This is a genomic window from Flaviflexus salsibiostraticola (assembly GCF_003952265.1).
Lineage (GTDB): Bacteria > Actinomycetota > Actinomycetes > Actinomycetales > Actinomycetaceae > Flaviflexus > Flaviflexus salsibiostraticola.
Genome location: NZ_CP034438.1, coordinates 1,788,010 through 1,803,584 on the forward strand (window position 1 = coordinate 1,788,010; position 15,575 = coordinate 1,803,584).

Consider the following 15,575-nt stretch of genomic DNA (forward strand, 5'->3'; position numbering starts at 1 on the left):
AGAGGAATCAATGACTGAGATCCACGACATCATCATCGTCGGCTCCGGCCCTGCCGGATACACCGCCGCCATCTACACCGCACGCGCGGGGCTCAACCCGATCGTGCTGGCGGGTGCCATCGACGCGGGTGGTGCGCTGATGACCACGACTGAGGTCGAGAACTTCCCGGGCTTCCCGGAGGGCATCCAGGGGCCCGAACTCATGGAGAACATGAGGGAGCAGGCGGAGCGCTTCGGCGCCGATGTCCGCTTCGAGGACGCGGTTGAGCTCAAGCTCGAGGGCGACATCAAGGAGATCAAGACCGACACGGCCGACCACAGGGCGAAGGCGGTCATCCTCGCCCTCGGCAGCGAGTACCGCAAGCTCGGCCTCGAGGGTGAGTCCACCTACTCGGGCAAGGGTGTCTCGTGGTGCGCCACGTGTGACGGCTTCTTCTTCAAGGGACAGGAGATCGCGGTCGTCGGCGGCGGCGACTCCGCCGTCACGGAAGCCCTGTTCCTCACGAAGTTCGCCTCCAAGGTGACCGTCATCCACCGCCGCGACGAGCTGCGCGCATCGAAGGTCATGGCGGACCGACTGCTCGCCGACGAGAAGGTCGAGATGGCGTGGAACAGCGCCGTCACGAAGATCAATGGAACGCCCGATGGTCGCCTCCAGTCGGTCACGCTGACGGATACAAAGACGGGTGAGCAGCGCGAGCTTCCCGTCGGTGGTCTCTTCATCGCCATCGGCCACGACCCTCGCACAGCCATCGTCAAGGACGAGATCAATCTCGACGCCAACGGCTACATCACCGTGGACCAGCCGACGACGGCGACTTCGATCCCCGGCGTCTTCGCCTGCGGCGATGTCGTCGACCACCGCTACCGCCAGGCCATCACCGCGGCCGGGACGGGATGCTCGGCAGCGCTCGATGCCGAGTCCTACCTTGATGCACTGTGAGGTCCTGTTCTTCACAGCTCCCTGGTGCGATCCCTGCCATCAGGCAGCCCCGATCTTCTCTGAGGTGACGAGAGAGCTCGGCATCGCCGCATCGATCGTCGATGCCGACTTGACCCCGGACCTGGCCGACAGGTTCGGGGTTGAGTCTCTCCCAACGGTCGTCGTCCTCTGTGAGGGTGAGGTTCGCGATAGTCTTGCAGGGACCAGGCCCAAAGCTGAGCTGCGGAGCTTCCTTCGCCGTTCAATCGGCGCGGTACACCCGCCTGACGGCCCCGGGGTGGCAGACTAGAACAGGTCCAGCAGAGGAGTAGACATGGCACATCCGTCCGACAGCAGCGCGGGATCGGCACGTGCCTCGGCCGGCAATCGGCTCGACCCCTGGTACTCCTCCTACGCGGACAGATCGCTCGGCATGCGGGCCTCCGAGGTGCGCAGCCTCTTCGCGGTCGCCAACAGGCCCGAGGTCGTGTCCCTCGCCGGCGGCATGCCCAATATCGAGGGTCTCCCTCTCGACTTCCTTGCGGAAATGACGGCCAGGCTCCTGCGGGATCGCGGCCCCAAGCTGCTCCAGTACGGCGGAGGTCAGGGTGAGGAGGAGATCCGCACCCAGATCGTCGAGGTCATGCGCTATGACGGCATCCACGCGCATCCCGACGATGTCATCGTGACGACGGGCTCCCAGCAGGCGCTCGACCTCATGACCCAGATCTTTATCAACCCAGGCGACGCGATCGTCGCCGAAGCCCCCTCCTACGTGGGCGCGCTCGGCGTCTTCCGGGCCTACCAGGCCGAGGTCATCCACACCCCCATGGACGATCACGGCCTCATCCCCTCGGCCCTCGAAGAGACACTGCGGCGCGCCGAGGCCCTGGGCAAGCAGGTGAAGTTCCTCTACACGGTCCCGAACTTCCACAACCCTGCGGGCGTCACACTGTCCCTCGAGCGGCGACCCCAGGTCGTTGAGATCTGTCGGCGCCACGGCGTCATCATCCTCGAGGACAATCCCTACGGCCTTCTCGGCTTCGACTCGGAGCCCCTGCCTGCTCTTCAGACCTTCGATCCCGATGCCGTCGTCTATCTGGGATCGTTCTCGAAGATCTTCGCCCCCGGCTATCGTGTCGGGTGGGCGCTTGCGCCTCACGCCGTCACCCAACGCATGGTCCTTGCCGCGGAATCGGCGATTCTGTCGCCGAACATGATGGGACAGCTCTCGATCGCGGAGTACCTCAAGTCCTACGACTGGTTCCAGCAGGTCAAGGAGTACCGCAGCATGTACCGTGAGCGCCGCGATGCGATGCTCGAGTCCCTTGCGGAGTATCTGCCGAGTTCAACATGGACAGTCCCGGACGGTGGTTTCTACACCTGGGTGACGCTGCCCGAGGGCCTGGACGCCCATGCGATGCTTCCACGGGCCGTCACCCACCGCGTCGCCTATGTCTCCGGCACGGCATTCTTCGCCAACGGCGAGGGCCGAGATTACATGCGGCTCTCCTACTGCTATCCCACGCCTGAGAACATCCGTGAGGGCGTCCGCCGCCTCGGTACCGTCGTCGAGGCAGAGAAGGAGCTCGTCAACATGTTCGGTGCACAGCGCCGGACACCGCCGGGATCCACTGTTGAATATCCGTCGACCGAGACCATCTGAAGCTGGAGCAGCCATGACTCAACCACGCACTGTCGCGATTCTCGCCGGAGGACTCAACCACGAGCGGGACGTGTCGATCCACTCGGGTCGCCGCGTTGCGGGCGCCCTCGCGGAGGCCGGCTTCCACGTCAAGATGCTCGATGTCGACTCGAACCTCCTCCAGCGCCTGGATGCGATCGAACCGGACGTCGTCTGGCCTCTCATCCACGGTTCGACGGGTGAGGACGGCTCTCTGCAGGATCTCCTCGAGCTCATCGGCCTGCCCTATGTGGGCTCAAACGCCCACGGCTGCCGGCTTGGCTTCCAGAAGCCGGTGGCGAAGACGATCCTCTCGAATGTGGGCATCGCGGTGCCGGATTCCACGTCGCTTCCCCAGTCCCTCTTCCGTGAGGTTGGTGCAACCGCGATCCTCGATCTCGTCGCCGCCCGCTACGGCTTCCCCGTTGTCGTCAAGCCCGCGGCCGGAGGCAGCGCCCTCGGTGTCAGCATTGTCTCGGAGGCGAAGGACCTGCCCGGCGCGATGGTCGATAGCTTCGCGTACGGCAATCAGGTCCTCATCGAGAAGTACATCGCGGGCTCCGAAGTGGCCGTGTCCGTCATCGAGGTCGAGAAGGGCGAACCATTCGCACTTCCGCCCGTCGAGATCGTCACCAACGGCCGTTACGACTACGACGCCCGGTACAACGCCGGTCGGTCGGAGTACTTCGTCCCTGCCCGACTCTCGGACGACCTGCTCGACAGGTGTATGGAAGCAGCACTGACCGCCCACCGCACTCTCCATCTGCGCCATATCTCCCGCACGGACCTCATCGTGGACGCCGATGGCACACCGTGGTTCATCGATGTCAATTCCGCACCTGGAATGACACAGACATCACTCCTCCCACAGGCCGTTACGCGATACGCCGAGGAGAACGGAATGGCCCCGACAGATCTGTATGCACAAATCGTCGAGGCCGCACTCACGTTCTGACCTACACGCCGTCCGGAATCCGTTCGACGGGCAGCGAAAGGACGTCGAGGATGCGGTTGAGATCCTCGATTGAGCCGAAGTCCACGGTCATCGTCCCCTTCCGTGCGCCCAAGCGAATCTTGACGCGGGTATCGAGCCTGTTGGACAGGTCTTCCGACAGTCGCATGAGCTGTGGAGCCGTCTCGCGAGTAGCCCGCCCTGCAGAACGCACACGCGGTTCGTCACCCAGCGCGACGATCTCTTCGACGGCGCGAACCGAGAGGCCCTCTGCGACGATCCGCTGAGCGAGGCGTTCCATGGCAGCAGGATCTGTCAGTCCTAGCAGTGCCCGTGCGTGCCCGGCTGAGAGCACTCCCGCGGCGACCCGCCGCTGCACGAGGGGCGGCAGCTTGAGCAGCCGAAGTGTATTGGAGATCTGCGGTCGCGAGCGTGCGATTCGGCGCGACAGCTCCTCCTGCGTGCATCCGAAGTCCTCGAGAAGCTGCTGATAGGCGGAGGCCTCTTCGAGGGGATTCAACTCGACGCGATGGAGGTTCTCCAACAGAGCATCGCGAAGCAGATCATCATCGGCGGTATCGCGGACAATTGCCGGAATCGACTCCAGGCCAGCTCTCGCCGAGGCGCGCCAGCGACGCTCGCCCATGATGAGCTCATATCCTCCATCGGGAACATGTCTCACGACAATGGGTTGGAGTAATCCAACCTCGGCGATGGAGTCTGCGAGCTCGGCCAGTTCGTCCTCGTCGAAGACTGTGCGGGGCTGCTTCGTATTGGCAAAAATCTGGTCAACAGGAATCTCAGTGAGCACCGCGCCTGGTACGGGAACGAGCCCCGCAGGTTCGTCTGGTGTTGGCACGTAGGGCTCCGGAGTCTCCACTTGGTCGAGTGCCTCCGGAGTAGGTGCGGATTCGACAGCCGTCAATGGGCCGTCACCGAAGAAGACATCGATCGCCTGCCGCTTGGGGAGGTCACCGTCGGTCTCTTGGGGTGCAGGGAATAGCGCCGAGATTCCCTTCCCGAGACTCTTGCGCGCCGGAGTTTTCCGCCGTTCTGCCATTACTTCGCCCCCTGCTTCACGATCTCCAACGCTGCCTGCTCATACGCAATGGCACCAGGCGAGGAGGGGTTGTACGTGATGACTGTCTGTTCGAAGCTCGGTGCCTCAGAAATTCGAACGGATCGCGGAATTTTGGTGTTGAGCGTCTTGTCCGGGAAGTGCTCCCGCACGTCCTGGGCCACCTCGTTCGCGAGGTTTGTCCGACGATCGAACATCGTCAACAGGATAGTTGAAATATCAAGTACTTCGTTGAAGGCGTTTTTGACGAGCTGGACGTTATTGAGCAGCTGGCTGAGGCCTTCGAGCGCGTAGTATTCGCACTGAATAGGGATGAAGACCTCGTTGGCCGCGACCATCGCATTGATGGTCAGAAGACCAAGACTGGGCGGGCAATCGATCAGGACGTAGTCCAACCGTGCCTCGCCATTGTCTTCAGCTGAACTGAGGTAATCATCGAGAGCTGCCTTCAATCGGCTTTCCCGATTCTTCACTGTGACCAGCTCGATTTCGGCGCCAGACAGTTCTATGGTCGCCGGCACAACAGAGAGTGCAGGGCCTTCTTCGCTGTGCTGTACAACCTCGCGGATAGACATGTCCCCCAGGAGCACGTCATAGATTGAGGCGACTTCGGAGTGATGCTCGATGCCAAGTGCGGTCGAGGCATTGCCCTGCGGGTCAGAGTCGATCACCAACACGTTCAGCCCATGCTTTGCCAAGGCCGCGGCAATGTTGACGGCTGTAGTTGTCTTGCCGACACCGCCCTTTTGGTTGGTGACGGCCATGATCCTGGTACTTATGGGCTTCGCAAAATCCGCCTCCATGAGCCTCTGACGTGCAGATTTGGTGTGAGCCAGCTCTGAGGCGATTGGCGAGCCGGCGCTCTCGGTCGCGATAGTGTCGTAAAAGGTTGAGTTTCGCGCTGTTTGTGAGCGCAATTGCTTGTTACGGGGATCAGCCATTCGAACTCCTGTTGTTCTTATGCCTTGATTCTACGCACCGACGGTAGATTTTCCGGGAAGCCATATGCGTGTTTCACGTGAAACACGTCGTACGTTTTTTCGTGACACTACGGCCATTGAGTAAAGCTGCGGTTGTCGATGCGCGGTCGTTCCTCGCTCCAAGTTTCACGTGAAACACTGCGAACAAACTGACGTCTGTGTTCGAGGCAGTGATCTGCCGTCCGGTCGAGGGTACAACCGTGTACTTGCTCAGGTCGCGTTTCACGTGAAACCACGCGTCCACGCTAATGACGTACAATCTGTGCGCACCGGTTCGAGACCGCAGCACATGACCTGCCGACCTTGTACCTGCGCGACTCGAATATGCGCTAGTCCTAGAATTCGAGAGTTGTTTTGATCGATCGCTACTGACACGCCACAGTCCGCCTCACCCGTGTTTCACGTGAAACACCAGTTGAGCGTAGTCGGTTTGCGGGAGGTTATCTTGCCTTCTTGTAGCCGTTTCACGTGAAACACTCACGTCGCCCGTTTCCGGCCGACACTCGGGACAGTGGGATTATGGGCCACGCAATACGTGACATGCGAAAAGGCTCTAGCGTTCGAGCGCGTAGTTACCATTTATGCGCACGCCTTAGTGAAGGCCGGCTTTCCAACTGTGACAAGCCCCCGAATGTGAGTAAGAAACCATGGTATAGCAGACCCCAACGAGGCGTTGCACCGCAATGCGGCTTCGACGTCCTATGTGCCACCATCCGTGACGATTCGGAAGAAACTGATTGAGGGTAACGATCAGCCAAAACTGCGGCTAGCTATCAAGGCGTTGCGATGAGGGTTAATGCGGGGTGCATCGATGGAGAGACAGAGTGAAGAGGTCGATGGCTGCGGGGAGGGAGCCCGGCTCGTGAAAATGTGAATGTACGTCAGACGCCGGGCCGCGAGAGCTGAACCGTTTCACGTGAAACAATACACGGGGGACATCGCCGGCACAGCACTCGAACCGGAGCACTGCCCGCCGGGGAGATACGCAGGTGGGTGCCTCCAATCAACCTTGTGGAGACAGTTTGTCGACGTAGATACTTCCGGCAACAGTCAACGACGCTGACCGTCAATCGGAACGAAAAGATCTCCGGAAAACGCTCAGTTCGAAAAGGGTTCAGGAGGATAGCCGGCCATGTACATAGGCAATGACAGTACTGACCATCTGAGTCACCTACATCGCGCGGTCAAGCCAATCCTACTATAGCATTACAGTAAGACTATATCTTGTCACTTCTTTTCGGCCACAACGACGCGTGTCGCCTCGTCGGTCCCCGGGACGTCCACGACGTGAAGGTCAACCCACGCCACCTTGTTCTTCTTGAACACCGACTGTGCATCGTCGATCTCGATACCGGCGCGCTCTCCCTTGAGCGCGACTAAGTGACCGCCACTCTTGAGGACAGGCATTGCCATTGGAATCAGCTTCTTGAGGGCCGCGACTGCACGGGCGGTGACGACCTGGACTTGGAACTCACCATGCAGCTCTTCAATCCTTGTGCGATGGATCGTCACGTTGGAAAGGTCCAAGGCGTCGGTCACTTCGCTGAGCCACGCGACCCGGCGTTCCATCGACTCAGCCAGATGAACATGCACATCGGGTCGAGTCGCTGCGAGCACAATTCCTGGGAGGCCGCCGCCTGACCCAACGTCGATCGTGACCGCGCGGTCCGGAATGAAGGAATTGATCGCCATCGAGTTAAGGATGTGACGCGACCAAAGCCTCGGGAGTTCCCGGGGACCGATCAAGCCCCGCTCCTCGCCCTGGTCCCAAAGCATCTGGGCGTAGGTATCCAGCTTCTCCCAACTGTCACCGAGCAGCTCGGGACCGTTGGAGGGGGTGTCATCGTGACGCATAGAGACTAGTCTTCGTCCTCGGTGTCATCGCCGTCGCCGTCCTCATAATCCTCGCTGTCATCGACATACTCCTCAGCGTCGTCCTCGTCATCCGCGAGACCGATGACGACGTGACGATTCGGGCCGACGCCTTCCGAGTCGGATGCAAGACCCGCAGCGGCGACAGCATCGTGAACGACCTTCCGCTCGAACGGGTTCATCGGCTCGAGGTGCTTCTCTTCTCCGCTTTCGAGAACATCCTTGATCGCCTTCTTGGCGAGAGCCAGCACGCGCTCTCGATGGTGTGCACGGTAACCATCGATGTCGAGCATGAGGCGCGACCTCTCACCAGTCGCCGTCTGCACGGCGAGGCGAGTCAACTCCTGAAGAGCATCAAGGACCTCTCCGTTCTTGCCGACAAGCTTCTTGAGTCGGGGATCCGAGCCGTCGTCGGTGACGATGGCAAGGCTGGCCCGATCAGCCTCGATCGAGATGTCGATATCGCCGTCAAGGTCAGCAATATCGAGAAGCTCCTCGAGGTAATCTGCGGCAATGTCGCCCTCTGCGTCGAGGCGCTTGATCAGGTCCTCGCGGTCTTTCGAGTCAGGCATGATGTCCCTATCTGTGTATGTGAAGCGAACAGCGCTTCAAAGCATTGATCTGTACTACTTGCCCTTGCGCTTTTCGCGCTGGATGCGACGCTGCTCGGCACGTCGTGCGGCCCTGACGGCGGCCCTCTCGGCAGCCGTCAGCCCACCCTTGTCGACCTCTTCGAGGTCTTCAGCGATGTGCTCCACCGCCTCGTCCACGATGTCCTCAGGCTCGCGCTCAGCTTCGGCTGATGGCTGGGGTGCATCGGCGCGGCGCTGCTTCTTCGACTTCTTCTTCGGTTGCGAAACCGGCGTTTCCTCGAGTTCTGCGGTGGGCTCGGGCTCGGCTCCGGGAATGATCTTCTTGGCCTCGTCCTTGTCGATTCCACGCTTCTTCGCCCGGTTCTTCCCAACCGGCTGCTGACGCTGACCCTTCGTCTCCTCGACCACGGTCGATTCGGCCTTCTCCTCCGGAGGAAGACCCTTCTTGATACGGCGTTCACGGTCACGCTTCTCCTTCGCCTTGTAGGCGTCAGAGCCGGGTGCCGGTGCGTTGGTGATCATGTAGAGCTGCTGGCCGAAGGACCAGATATTGGAGACGACCCAGTAGATGAGAACGCCAACGGGGAAAGCAATGCCTGAGACAAGGAAGATGACCGGGAAGAGCCAGATCATGATCTGCTGCGTCCGGTACATCGGGTTGTCGGAGCTCTTGGCCTCCTCCGGCATGTTCTTCGAGATCATCATGCGCTGCGACACGAACATCGTGGCCGACATGATGATGACGAGAATCATCGCGACAATGCGGACGGTGAGCTCGTCGCCGCCGCCGAGCGTCGGCTGGTTGAACGAGGCTGCAAGAGGAGCACCGAATACCTTTGATGACTCGATCTCCAGCGCTGCCGCCTGATCAAGAGGACCAATGGCGCCGCGGCTTCCCTCAGCGATCGGAACAACGTTATTGAGAACCCGGAACAGCGCGAGGAAAATGGGCGTCTGGATGAGGAGCGGCATACACGCCGCGAACGGAGAGGTGCCTGCATCCTTGTAGATCGCCTGCATCTCCGCCTGCATGCGCTGCTGAGAGTACGTGTCCTTCTTACCCTTGTACTTCTTCTGCAGCTTCTTCAGCTCCGGCTGGATGAGCTGCTGGGCGCGAGAGGAATTGATCTGCTTCTTGAACAGGGGCAGGATCAGGATCCTGACGACGACGGTGAGGCCGACGATCGACCACACCCACGCCGAGCCGGCGCCATCGGCAAGACCGATGGCTGTGAGCCCGCGGTGGATGATGTCCATGATCCACGCGATGACCCACATAATGGGGAAGAGGATGGTATCCAAGGCTCAGTCTTTCCTAGTCTCGCAGTCATGCCGCTCGCGCGGCCCGTCAATATTCGTGTTCTGCTGTGCCTCATGCGGCACGCTGTCCTCGCCTGAGTGATTCTCTCTGGACGCGGCAGAACTGCTGGCCTCTTCTTCGCCCCACAGACTGAGGAGCTCACTGTGTCCCAGCGGCCTGCCGGGCCATGCCCCCTTCTCAGGAACATAGTCGGCTCCACCTTTGGACCACGGGTTGCATCGGAGAATACGCCAAGTGGCTATCAGTGTACCCTTGCCCGCACCGTGGATCTGAACCGACTCGAGCGCATAGGAGGAGCAGCTCGGGTAGTACCGGCATCGCGGCGCGAAACGTGGTGAAATGCGCCGCTGATAGAAGCGGATAATGGCGGACAGCGCCCGGGCCACGATACTCATCGACTCAGACCCGTTGCGTTCGACCATGCGCGATCCAGGTCCCTTGCGAGTGCGTCGGCGGTCAGTCCCGCGGCGTCGGGGAAGACGCGGATGACGAGACTCTCACCCGGGTGCAGTCGGTCGAGGCGATCCCGCATGAGATGGCGCAGCTGCCGCCGGACACGGTTGCGCTTGATCGCGTTGCCAACGGTTTTCGGCACGACGAAGCCGACCAGGGCAGAATCCTGGTCGGCTGTGCCCGCTCTGTCCGGAGAACAGAGGTGGACCATGAGGCTATGTGCCCTGCCTCGAACTCCGCCTCTGATCGTGGCCCGAAAGTCTCCGGACGTCCGCATACGGTTGTGCGCCGGAAGCACGAGCCCTCAGCGACTCAGGCAGAGAGCTTTGCGCGGCCCTTGCGACGGCGACCGGCCAGAATCGCGCGGCCGGCTCGGGTAGCCATGCGCTTGCGGAAGCCGTGCACCTTCGAACGCTTGCGGTTGTTGGGCTGGAAAGTCCGCTTCACCATGATGATCTCCACTCGGTCGTCGGCTAACGAGTCGGTCGATAGCCACATAACCAGAAAAGACTAGGCAAAAGGGTGCGACGGGTCAATGAGATGCCTGGTGAGGTGAGCAGTCTCACCGGCACCGGGACCGCATGAAAATTTGTCGTCGACGTAATTCACATCCGGGGAAAAAGTTTCATCCACAGCTGTGTAATCACAATATTGTAGTTCCATGGTTTGGCCAAAGCTCAGGCCGAAAAACCACCCTCGAACTTTTCCACAGTTGTGGATAAGGCTGTGGAGAGAGGCCCGCCAAACGTGTCGTGGAACGAGGAATCTGGCCTACGATGAGGCGAGTACCCGCGAGCAGCGGCCCGCTTTCACACAAGGAGTTCCTCAATGTCAGATCCTCGCGTTGCCCTTGATGCCTGGACCGCTGCCATTGAGCTCCTTCGAGCTGAAGACGAACTGACCGACTCACAGACCGCTTTCGTCCGCATGGCGCACCCGCTTGCGACCGTGGACGACATCTTCGTCGTCGCCGTGAGCTCGGACTTCATCAAGTCGTGGATCGAGGAGAACGCCTCACGGGCAATGGAGGGCAAGCTCACCGACATACTCGGCCGGGAGAAGCGCATCCTCATCTCTGTGGATTCGTCGCTGGGCGAGGCTCCGCTCCAGCAGACATCTGAACCCATTCATTCCCGCGGATTCACGCCGGAACCGACGCCCGCATCGACGCACACGGAATACGCCGAGCCTGTCAGTCCTTCCGCCATGTCCTTTGATCCGAGGGACGATGCCCTGTCTGTTGCCTCGGCGGCTGATGCCGCTGCGGATCGGCCCCGTCGAGGACCCGGCGCCTCGGAGACGACACTGCGGACGGCCGGGCTCAATCCGCGGTACACATTCGACTCCTTCGTCATCGGCGAGTCCAACCGATTCGCGCACGGGACCTCCTTCGCCGTCGCCGAGGCGCCGGGTCAGACCTATAGTCCGCTGTTCATCTACGGCGACTCGGGAATGGGCAAGACCCACCTCATGCATGCGATCGGGAACTACGCCCTCAATCTGTACCCGGAGCTCAAGGTCAAGTACGTCTCCGCCGAGGAGTTCACGAACGACTTCGTCAACTCGCTCGACAAGAACACGAAGCATCGCTTCAAGGAGCGCTACCGCTCGATCGATATCCTCCTCATCGATGACATCCAATTCTTCGGCGACAAAGAGGGCACGGTCGAGGAGTTTTTCCACACGTTCAATGCCCTCTCCAACGCCAATAAGCAGATCGTCATCTCCTCCGACGTTGCCCCGCACCTGCTGCGCGACTTCGAGGACCGCATGATCTCGCGCTTCGCGTCCGGCATCACCGCCAATATCAGGCCCCCTGACCTCGAGACGCGCATGGCGATCATCAATCGCAAGGCGGCGAGTGATGGCCTGTCGGTTCCCCCGGACGTCTCCGAGTACATCGCGACGAAGGTTGCGACGAACGTCCGTGAGATCGAAGGGGCACTGCGGCGCGTCACCGCGTACTGCGATCTGTCGAAGCAGGACCTCACGGTGGCACTCGCCGAGATGGTGCTCAAGGACATCATCGCCGACCCGGATTCACTCGAGATCACGGCCGGCCTCATCATGGCTCAGACCGCGAGCTACTTCCGGATCACCATCGATGACCTCAGTTCCCCGGATCGGACGAGGATGATGGTGACGGCTCGACAGATCGCCATGTATCTCTGCAGGGAGCTGACCGACCTGTCGCTGCCGAAGATCGGCGATCTTTTCGGCGGTCGCGACCACACCACGGTCATGCACGCCTACCGGAAGATCTCGAACCAGATGGCGCAGAAGGAACAGGTCTTCGGCGACGTGTCCGCTCTCACAGCACAGATCAAGCAGGCGGCCACGAAGAACGCGCGGGGATAAGGAAAACTCGGCTTGTCCACAGATTCTGTGGACAAAGCAGGACAACTCGCCAATTTCTGTGGATGAATCATCGTATTTGTGGATTCGATTTTGTCTCGAATGGCTCAATCCACAGAATTGCGAAATCATCCACAGAGCCGTCCAGGATCTTCCCACAGGCGAATTGTGGCCGATGCGGGGAAAGAGTCGGTTTTCAACATGTTCCACAGGGCCTACTACTGCTTCTGAAATTACATATTCTTTGGAAATTCGAGCCAACAGATGCCTCAACCGGCTCAGTTCGCGGATTCCCGCAGTCGCCATCCGCACTGCGAGGAAGTCGCGTAAGGTAATGCTAGTTACAGGACTTACAGGAAGGACTCCAGGGTGGAGCTGAGGGTCGATCGCGACGTGCTTGCCGATGCTGTCACGTGGGCAGCGAAAACAATTCCGAGCCGTCCAGCCATACCCGTCCTCGCGGGCATCAAGCTTGTCGCCGACAGTGCAGGCACGCTGCAGGTCTCGGCGTATGACCCGGAGACGACAGCGTTGGTCGAGACGGAGGCCAGTGTCGACACCTCGGGAGAGTGCCTCGTCAACGGCCGGATCCTCGCCGAGATCTGCCGCAGCCTTCCCGGACGGCCGGTTGATCTCAAGCTCGACGGAACAAAGCTCGAACTCGTGTGCGGCAGCGCCCGCTTCTCGCTTCACTCGATGGCGCTCGACGAATATCCGTCCCTGCCCTCGACGGACGACGTCATCGGCACCGTCGATGGCTCGGAATGGCTCGAGGCGGTCACCCAGGTGTCCTCCGCAGCGTCCCATGATGAGACGCTGCCACTGCTCGTGTCGGTCTGCCTCGAGATCGATGGCGAGAACATGACGCTCATGGCGACCGACAGGTATCGACTCGCCGTTCGCGAACTGACCTGGTCCCCATCCAAGACCGATGTGTCGGATCGAATCCTCGTCAAAGCATCGCGACTCCTCGAGATCGCAAAGTCCTACGGCTCGGCCGGTCCTATCACGCTCGCCCTGGATGAAGCCGGCAGCGCGAAGATGATCGGTTTCGACGCGGTCGGCCGCGAGAGCACCTCCCGGCTCATTGACGGGGATTACCCGCAGGTGCGCTCGCTGTTCCCGAAGGACATCAACGGCTATGCCGTCGTCTCTCGCACGGATCTGCTCGAGGCGATCAAGCGCTCGAGGATCGTCGTCGAGCGTAACTCGGCCGTTCGACTCTCCTTCACGGAGGGTCAGGTCACGGTCGAGGCGGGCCAGGGAGGCGATTCCGCCCAGGCGAAGGAAGTGCTTCAGGCGAGCCTCAATGGCGAAGACATCACGATGGCGTTCAACCCGTCGTACCTGCTTGACGCCCTGACCGTGACGAATGCGCCGTACGTTCGAATCTCTTTCACCCATTCGACGAAGCCAGCCGTTGTGTCGGCCCAGGAGGAGCTCGGGGGTGACGACTCGCTCGACTTCCGCGTCCTGCTCATGCCGATCCGCGCGTTCGGTGTCAATTGATGTGGTGGAGGGATACTGTTTCGGGGGTTTGACAAGAGGGGGCGGCTGCTAGCGTGTGGATCTCGAATCTTGCGCTCAACGACTTCCGCTCCTACCCGAATGCGGTTCTCGAATTCGAGCCGGGCGCCACTCTGTTCATTGGAGAGAATGGCCAGGGCAAGACCAACATCGTCGAGGCGATCGCCTATCTCGCGACGTTCTCGTCCCACCGAGTTGCGGCCGATGCCGCACTCGTCCGACAGGGAGGGCCGGCCGCCGTCATCCGTGCCAAAGCACACAATGGCGAGCGGGAATCGATGCTCGAGATTGAGATCCTTGCCGGAAGGGCGAACAGAGCGAGGCTCAATCGCGGCGCCGTCAAGCCTCGCGAGCTCCTCGGGATTGTCAGGGCCGTCGTCTTCGCCCCGGAAGACCTGCAGCTCATCTCCGGTGACCCAGGTGTGCGACGTCGATTTCTTGACGATGCCGCAATTCAGCAGCGGCCGCGAATGGCGGGCGTCAAGACCGAATATGACAAGGTTCTGCGCCACCGCACGGCACTGCTCAAGTCATCCGGCGCCGCGCGACGTCGAGGACAGCCGGTCGACGAGATCAGCTTTGCTGTGTGGGATGACCGATTGGCCGATCTCGGCGCCCAGATCGTCGCTCATCGTGCCGCCCTCGTGCGAGACCTTCGCCCCCACGTTGTCACGATGTACGAGAAGATCGCCCCCGGCCGGGGCACACCCCACGTCGTCTACGAGGCGAATGTCGACCGGCAGGCGTCGGCAGTTCCGTCGCCGCAGGACCTGGAGGCGTCCGGTTATGGCGCGCTCGAGGAGATAGAAGATGGTCTGCTCGATGTGGATGCCGTCAGGGAGCGGCTCAGGGCATCGATCGTGGAGCGCCGAGATCGTGAGATCGACAGAGGAATCAACCTCGTCGGACCCCATCGCGACGACCTCGTTCTCGGGTTGGGGACGCTGCCGGCCAAGGGCTTCGCATCGCACGGCGAGACGTGGTCCTACGCGCTGGCCCTGCGGCTCGCCGAATGGGCGCTGCTGCGTGAGGGCGACGAATCCGATCCCATTCTCATCCTCGACGATGTCTTCGCCGAGCTCGATCTGCGCCGGCGCTCTGCCCTCGCGGACATGATCGTCGACACCGAACAGGTCTTCATCACCGCGGCGGTCGGCGACGACATTCCGCCGGAGCTCGACGGCACACGCTTCCGTGTCCATGACGGGACCGTGACCCGTGATCGTTGAGGAGGCTCGTGCGCAGGCCCGTCGGTCGACGGGCGATGACGTGTGCCTTGCCGCGCTCGAGCGGGCGCGTGAGATGCAGGTGCGCCACGGCTATCGGAGAGTCGGCAAACCGAAGCCGTTCGTCGGCAAGGGCGCCCACCGTGAGGACCCGGGCGTGAACCTGGCGATTCAGACGCCGGGGCCGGGATGGGGTGACGTCGGATCCGGCCCTCGTCCGTCGTGGCGGGATCCGCGTCCGATCGGGGAGACGCTCGGCCGTTTCACGGCGGGTGCCGGATGGTCTCGGCAGCTGGCTGTGGCGAAGCTGCGCAACTCGTGGGAGGAGATCGTCGGCCCGACGGTTGCCAAGCACGCCGTCCTTGAGGAGTTCGAGGATGGTGCGCTCACGATCCTCGCCTCGTCGCACTCCTGGGCAGTCAACCTGCGCTCACTCCTTCCGCAGGTGGAGAAGGCGATTGTCGACGCGATCGGCGAGGGGATCGTCGAATCGATCACCGTGCGAAATGTGCAGCAGGTGTCGTGGAAGCATGGGCGCCTCTCGGTGCCCGGGCGGGGCCCGCGAGATACCTACGATCAGTGACATTCTGAATAGGCCATTTCGACAAATAC

At 61.3% G+C, this 15,575-nt stretch carries 16 protein-coding genes; 8 read left to right on the plus strand and 8 right to left on the minus strand.

From position 1 onward, the window contains the following. The first annotated feature begins 10 nt into the window (after positions 1 to 10). From trxB to EJO69_RS08225, 4 genes are read left to right on the plus strand one after another with little or no spacing between them, the layout of a single operon-like run. Positions 11 to 943, plus strand: a complete 933-nt coding sequence (trxB, locus tag EJO69_RS08210; RefSeq protein ID WP_126040904.1) for a thioredoxin-disulfide reductase — start codon at positions 11 to 13, stop codon at positions 941 to 943. Next, on the plus strand, positions 933 to 1,232 hold the full coding sequence (locus tag EJO69_RS12775; RefSeq protein ID WP_164519913.1) for a thioredoxin family protein: 300 nt from the start codon (positions 933 to 935) through the stop codon (positions 1,230 to 1,232). Before trxB ends, EJO69_RS12775 begins: the two co-directional genes overlap by 11 nt. Before the next feature lie 24 nt (positions 1,233 to 1,256). Then, positions 1,257 to 2,588: an aminotransferase-like domain-containing protein gene (locus EJO69_RS08220; protein ID WP_126040908.1), complete on the plus strand. Its 1,332-nt coding sequence runs from the start codon at positions 1,257 to 1,259 to the stop codon at positions 2,586 to 2,588. Between the two features lie 13 nt (positions 2,589 to 2,601). Further along, positions 2,602 to 3,561: a D-alanine--D-alanine ligase family protein gene (locus EJO69_RS08225; protein ID WP_126040910.1), complete on the plus strand. Its 960-nt coding sequence runs from the start codon at positions 2,602 to 2,604 to the stop codon at positions 3,559 to 3,561. Position 3,562: 1 nt separating this feature from the next. On the opposite strand, the gene EJO69_RS08230 is transcribed toward EJO69_RS08225, so the two are convergent. The 8 genes from EJO69_RS08230 to rpmH form a co-directional block, all read right to left on the minus strand. Further along, positions 3,563 to 4,618: a ParB/RepB/Spo0J family partition protein gene (locus tag EJO69_RS08230; protein ID WP_126040912.1), complete on the minus strand. Its 1,056-nt coding sequence runs from the start codon at positions 4,616 to 4,618 to the stop codon at positions 3,563 to 3,565. Continuing rightward, complete coding sequence (locus EJO69_RS08235; RefSeq protein WP_126040914.1) at positions 4,618 to 5,577, minus strand: ParA family protein; 960 nt, start codon at positions 5,575 to 5,577, stop codon at positions 4,618 to 4,620. The genes EJO69_RS08230 and EJO69_RS08235 overlap by 1 nt, the downstream gene beginning before the upstream one ends. A 1,266-nt stretch (positions 5,578 to 6,843) precedes the next feature. Beyond that, positions 6,844 to 7,470 (minus strand): 16S rRNA (guanine(527)-N(7))-methyltransferase RsmG, encoded by a 627-nt coding sequence (gene rsmG, locus EJO69_RS08240; RefSeq protein ID WP_126040916.1) that lies wholly within the window; start codon positions 7,468 to 7,470, stop codon positions 6,844 to 6,846. Between the two features lie 5 nt (positions 7,471 to 7,475). Further along, positions 7,476 to 8,060: a Jag family protein gene (locus tag EJO69_RS08245; RefSeq protein ID WP_126040918.1), complete on the minus strand. Its 585-nt coding sequence runs from the start codon at positions 8,058 to 8,060 to the stop codon at positions 7,476 to 7,478. 54 nt (positions 8,061 to 8,114) lie between these two features. Next, positions 8,115 to 9,383, minus strand: coding sequence for a membrane protein insertase YidC (yidC, locus tag EJO69_RS08250; protein WP_126040920.1), 1,269 nt, complete (start codon positions 9,381 to 9,383; stop codon positions 8,115 to 8,117). Positions 9,384 to 9,386: 3 nt separating this feature from the next. Next, the gene (gene yidD, locus EJO69_RS08255) at positions 9,387 to 9,824 is read right to left on the minus strand and encodes a membrane protein insertion efficiency factor YidD (RefSeq protein WP_342769200.1); all 438 of its coding nucleotides are present in this window, start codon (positions 9,822 to 9,824) and stop codon (positions 9,387 to 9,389) included. Further along, complete coding sequence (gene rnpA / locus EJO69_RS08260; protein ID WP_245993587.1) at positions 9,794 to 10,132, minus strand: ribonuclease P protein component; 339 nt, start codon at positions 10,130 to 10,132, stop codon at positions 9,794 to 9,796. The genes yidD and rnpA overlap by 31 nt, the downstream gene beginning before the upstream one ends. A 35-nt stretch (positions 10,133 to 10,167) precedes the next feature. Continuing rightward, the gene (gene rpmH / locus EJO69_RS08265; RefSeq protein WP_126042460.1) at positions 10,168 to 10,305 is read right to left on the minus strand and encodes a 50S ribosomal protein L34; all 138 of its coding nucleotides are present in this window, start codon (positions 10,303 to 10,305) and stop codon (positions 10,168 to 10,170) included. Between the two features lie 378 nt (positions 10,306 to 10,683). Here rpmH and dnaA point away from each other — a divergent pair, with 378 nt between their 5' ends. The 4 genes from dnaA to EJO69_RS08285 all read left to right on the plus strand — a co-directional run bounded on the left by dnaA (position 10,684) and on the right by EJO69_RS08285 (position 15,546). Then, positions 10,684 to 12,213, plus strand: a complete 1,530-nt coding sequence (gene dnaA, locus EJO69_RS08270) for a chromosomal replication initiator protein DnaA (protein ID WP_126040924.1) — start codon at positions 10,684 to 10,686, stop codon at positions 12,211 to 12,213. Between the two features lie 366 nt (positions 12,214 to 12,579). Continuing rightward, positions 12,580 to 13,719, plus strand: coding sequence for a DNA polymerase III subunit beta (gene dnaN / locus EJO69_RS08275; protein ID WP_126040926.1), 1,140 nt, complete (start codon positions 12,580 to 12,582; stop codon positions 13,717 to 13,719). A 53-nt stretch (positions 13,720 to 13,772) separates the two neighbouring features. After that, positions 13,773 to 14,966: a DNA replication/repair protein RecF gene (gene recF / locus EJO69_RS08280; protein ID WP_126040928.1), complete on the plus strand. Its 1,194-nt coding sequence runs from the start codon at positions 13,773 to 13,775 to the stop codon at positions 14,964 to 14,966. Continuing rightward, complete coding sequence (locus tag EJO69_RS08285) at positions 14,956 to 15,546, plus strand: DciA family protein (protein WP_126040930.1); 591 nt, start codon at positions 14,956 to 14,958, stop codon at positions 15,544 to 15,546. The genes recF and EJO69_RS08285 overlap by 11 nt, the downstream gene beginning before the upstream one ends. The last annotated feature ends 29 nt before the right edge of the window (positions 15,547 to 15,575 follow it).

What these genes read in the sequence shown, in the direction of transcription:
- trxB (WP_126040904.1), top strand. Translation starts at nt 11, where the DNA reads ATGACTGAGATCCACGACATCATCATCGTCGGCTCCGGCCCTGCCGGA.
- EJO69_RS12775 (WP_164519913.1), top strand. Translation starts at nt 933, where the DNA reads ATGCACTGTGAGGTCCTGTTCTTCACAGCTCCCTGGTGCGATCCCTGC.
- EJO69_RS08220 (WP_126040908.1), top strand. Translation starts at nt 1,257, where the DNA reads ATGGCACATCCGTCCGACAGCAGCGCGGGATCGGCACGTGCCTCGGCC.
- EJO69_RS08225 (WP_126040910.1), top strand. Translation starts at nt 2,602, where the DNA reads ATGACTCAACCACGCACTGTCGCGATTCTCGCCGGAGGACTCAACCAC.
- EJO69_RS08230 (WP_126040912.1), bottom strand. Translation starts at nt 4,618, where the DNA reads ATGGCAGAACGGCGGAAAACTCCGGCGCGCAAGAGTCTCGGGAAGGGA.
- EJO69_RS08235 (WP_126040914.1), bottom strand. Translation starts at nt 5,577, where the DNA reads ATGGCTGATCCCCGTAACAAGCAATTGCGCTCACAAACAGCGCGAAAC.
- rsmG (WP_126040916.1), bottom strand. Translation starts at nt 7,470, where the DNA reads ATGCGTCACGATGACACCCCCTCCAACGGTCCCGAGCTGCTCGGTGAC.
- EJO69_RS08245 (WP_126040918.1), bottom strand. Translation starts at nt 8,060, where the DNA reads ATGCCTGACTCGAAAGACCGCGAGGACCTGATCAAGCGCCTCGACGCA.
- yidD (WP_342769200.1), bottom strand. Translation starts at nt 9,824, where the DNA reads ATGGTCGAACGCAACGGGTCTGAGTCGATGAGTATCGTGGCCCGGGCG.
- rnpA (WP_245993587.1), bottom strand. Translation starts at nt 10,132, where the DNA reads ATGCGGACGTCCGGAGACTTTCGGGCCACGATCAGAGGCGGAGTTCGA.
- rpmH (WP_126042460.1), bottom strand. Translation starts at nt 10,305, where the DNA reads ATGGTGAAGCGGACTTTCCAGCCCAACAACCGCAAGCGTTCGAAGGTG.
- dnaA (WP_126040924.1), top strand. Translation starts at nt 10,684, where the DNA reads ATGTCAGATCCTCGCGTTGCCCTTGATGCCTGGACCGCTGCCATTGAG.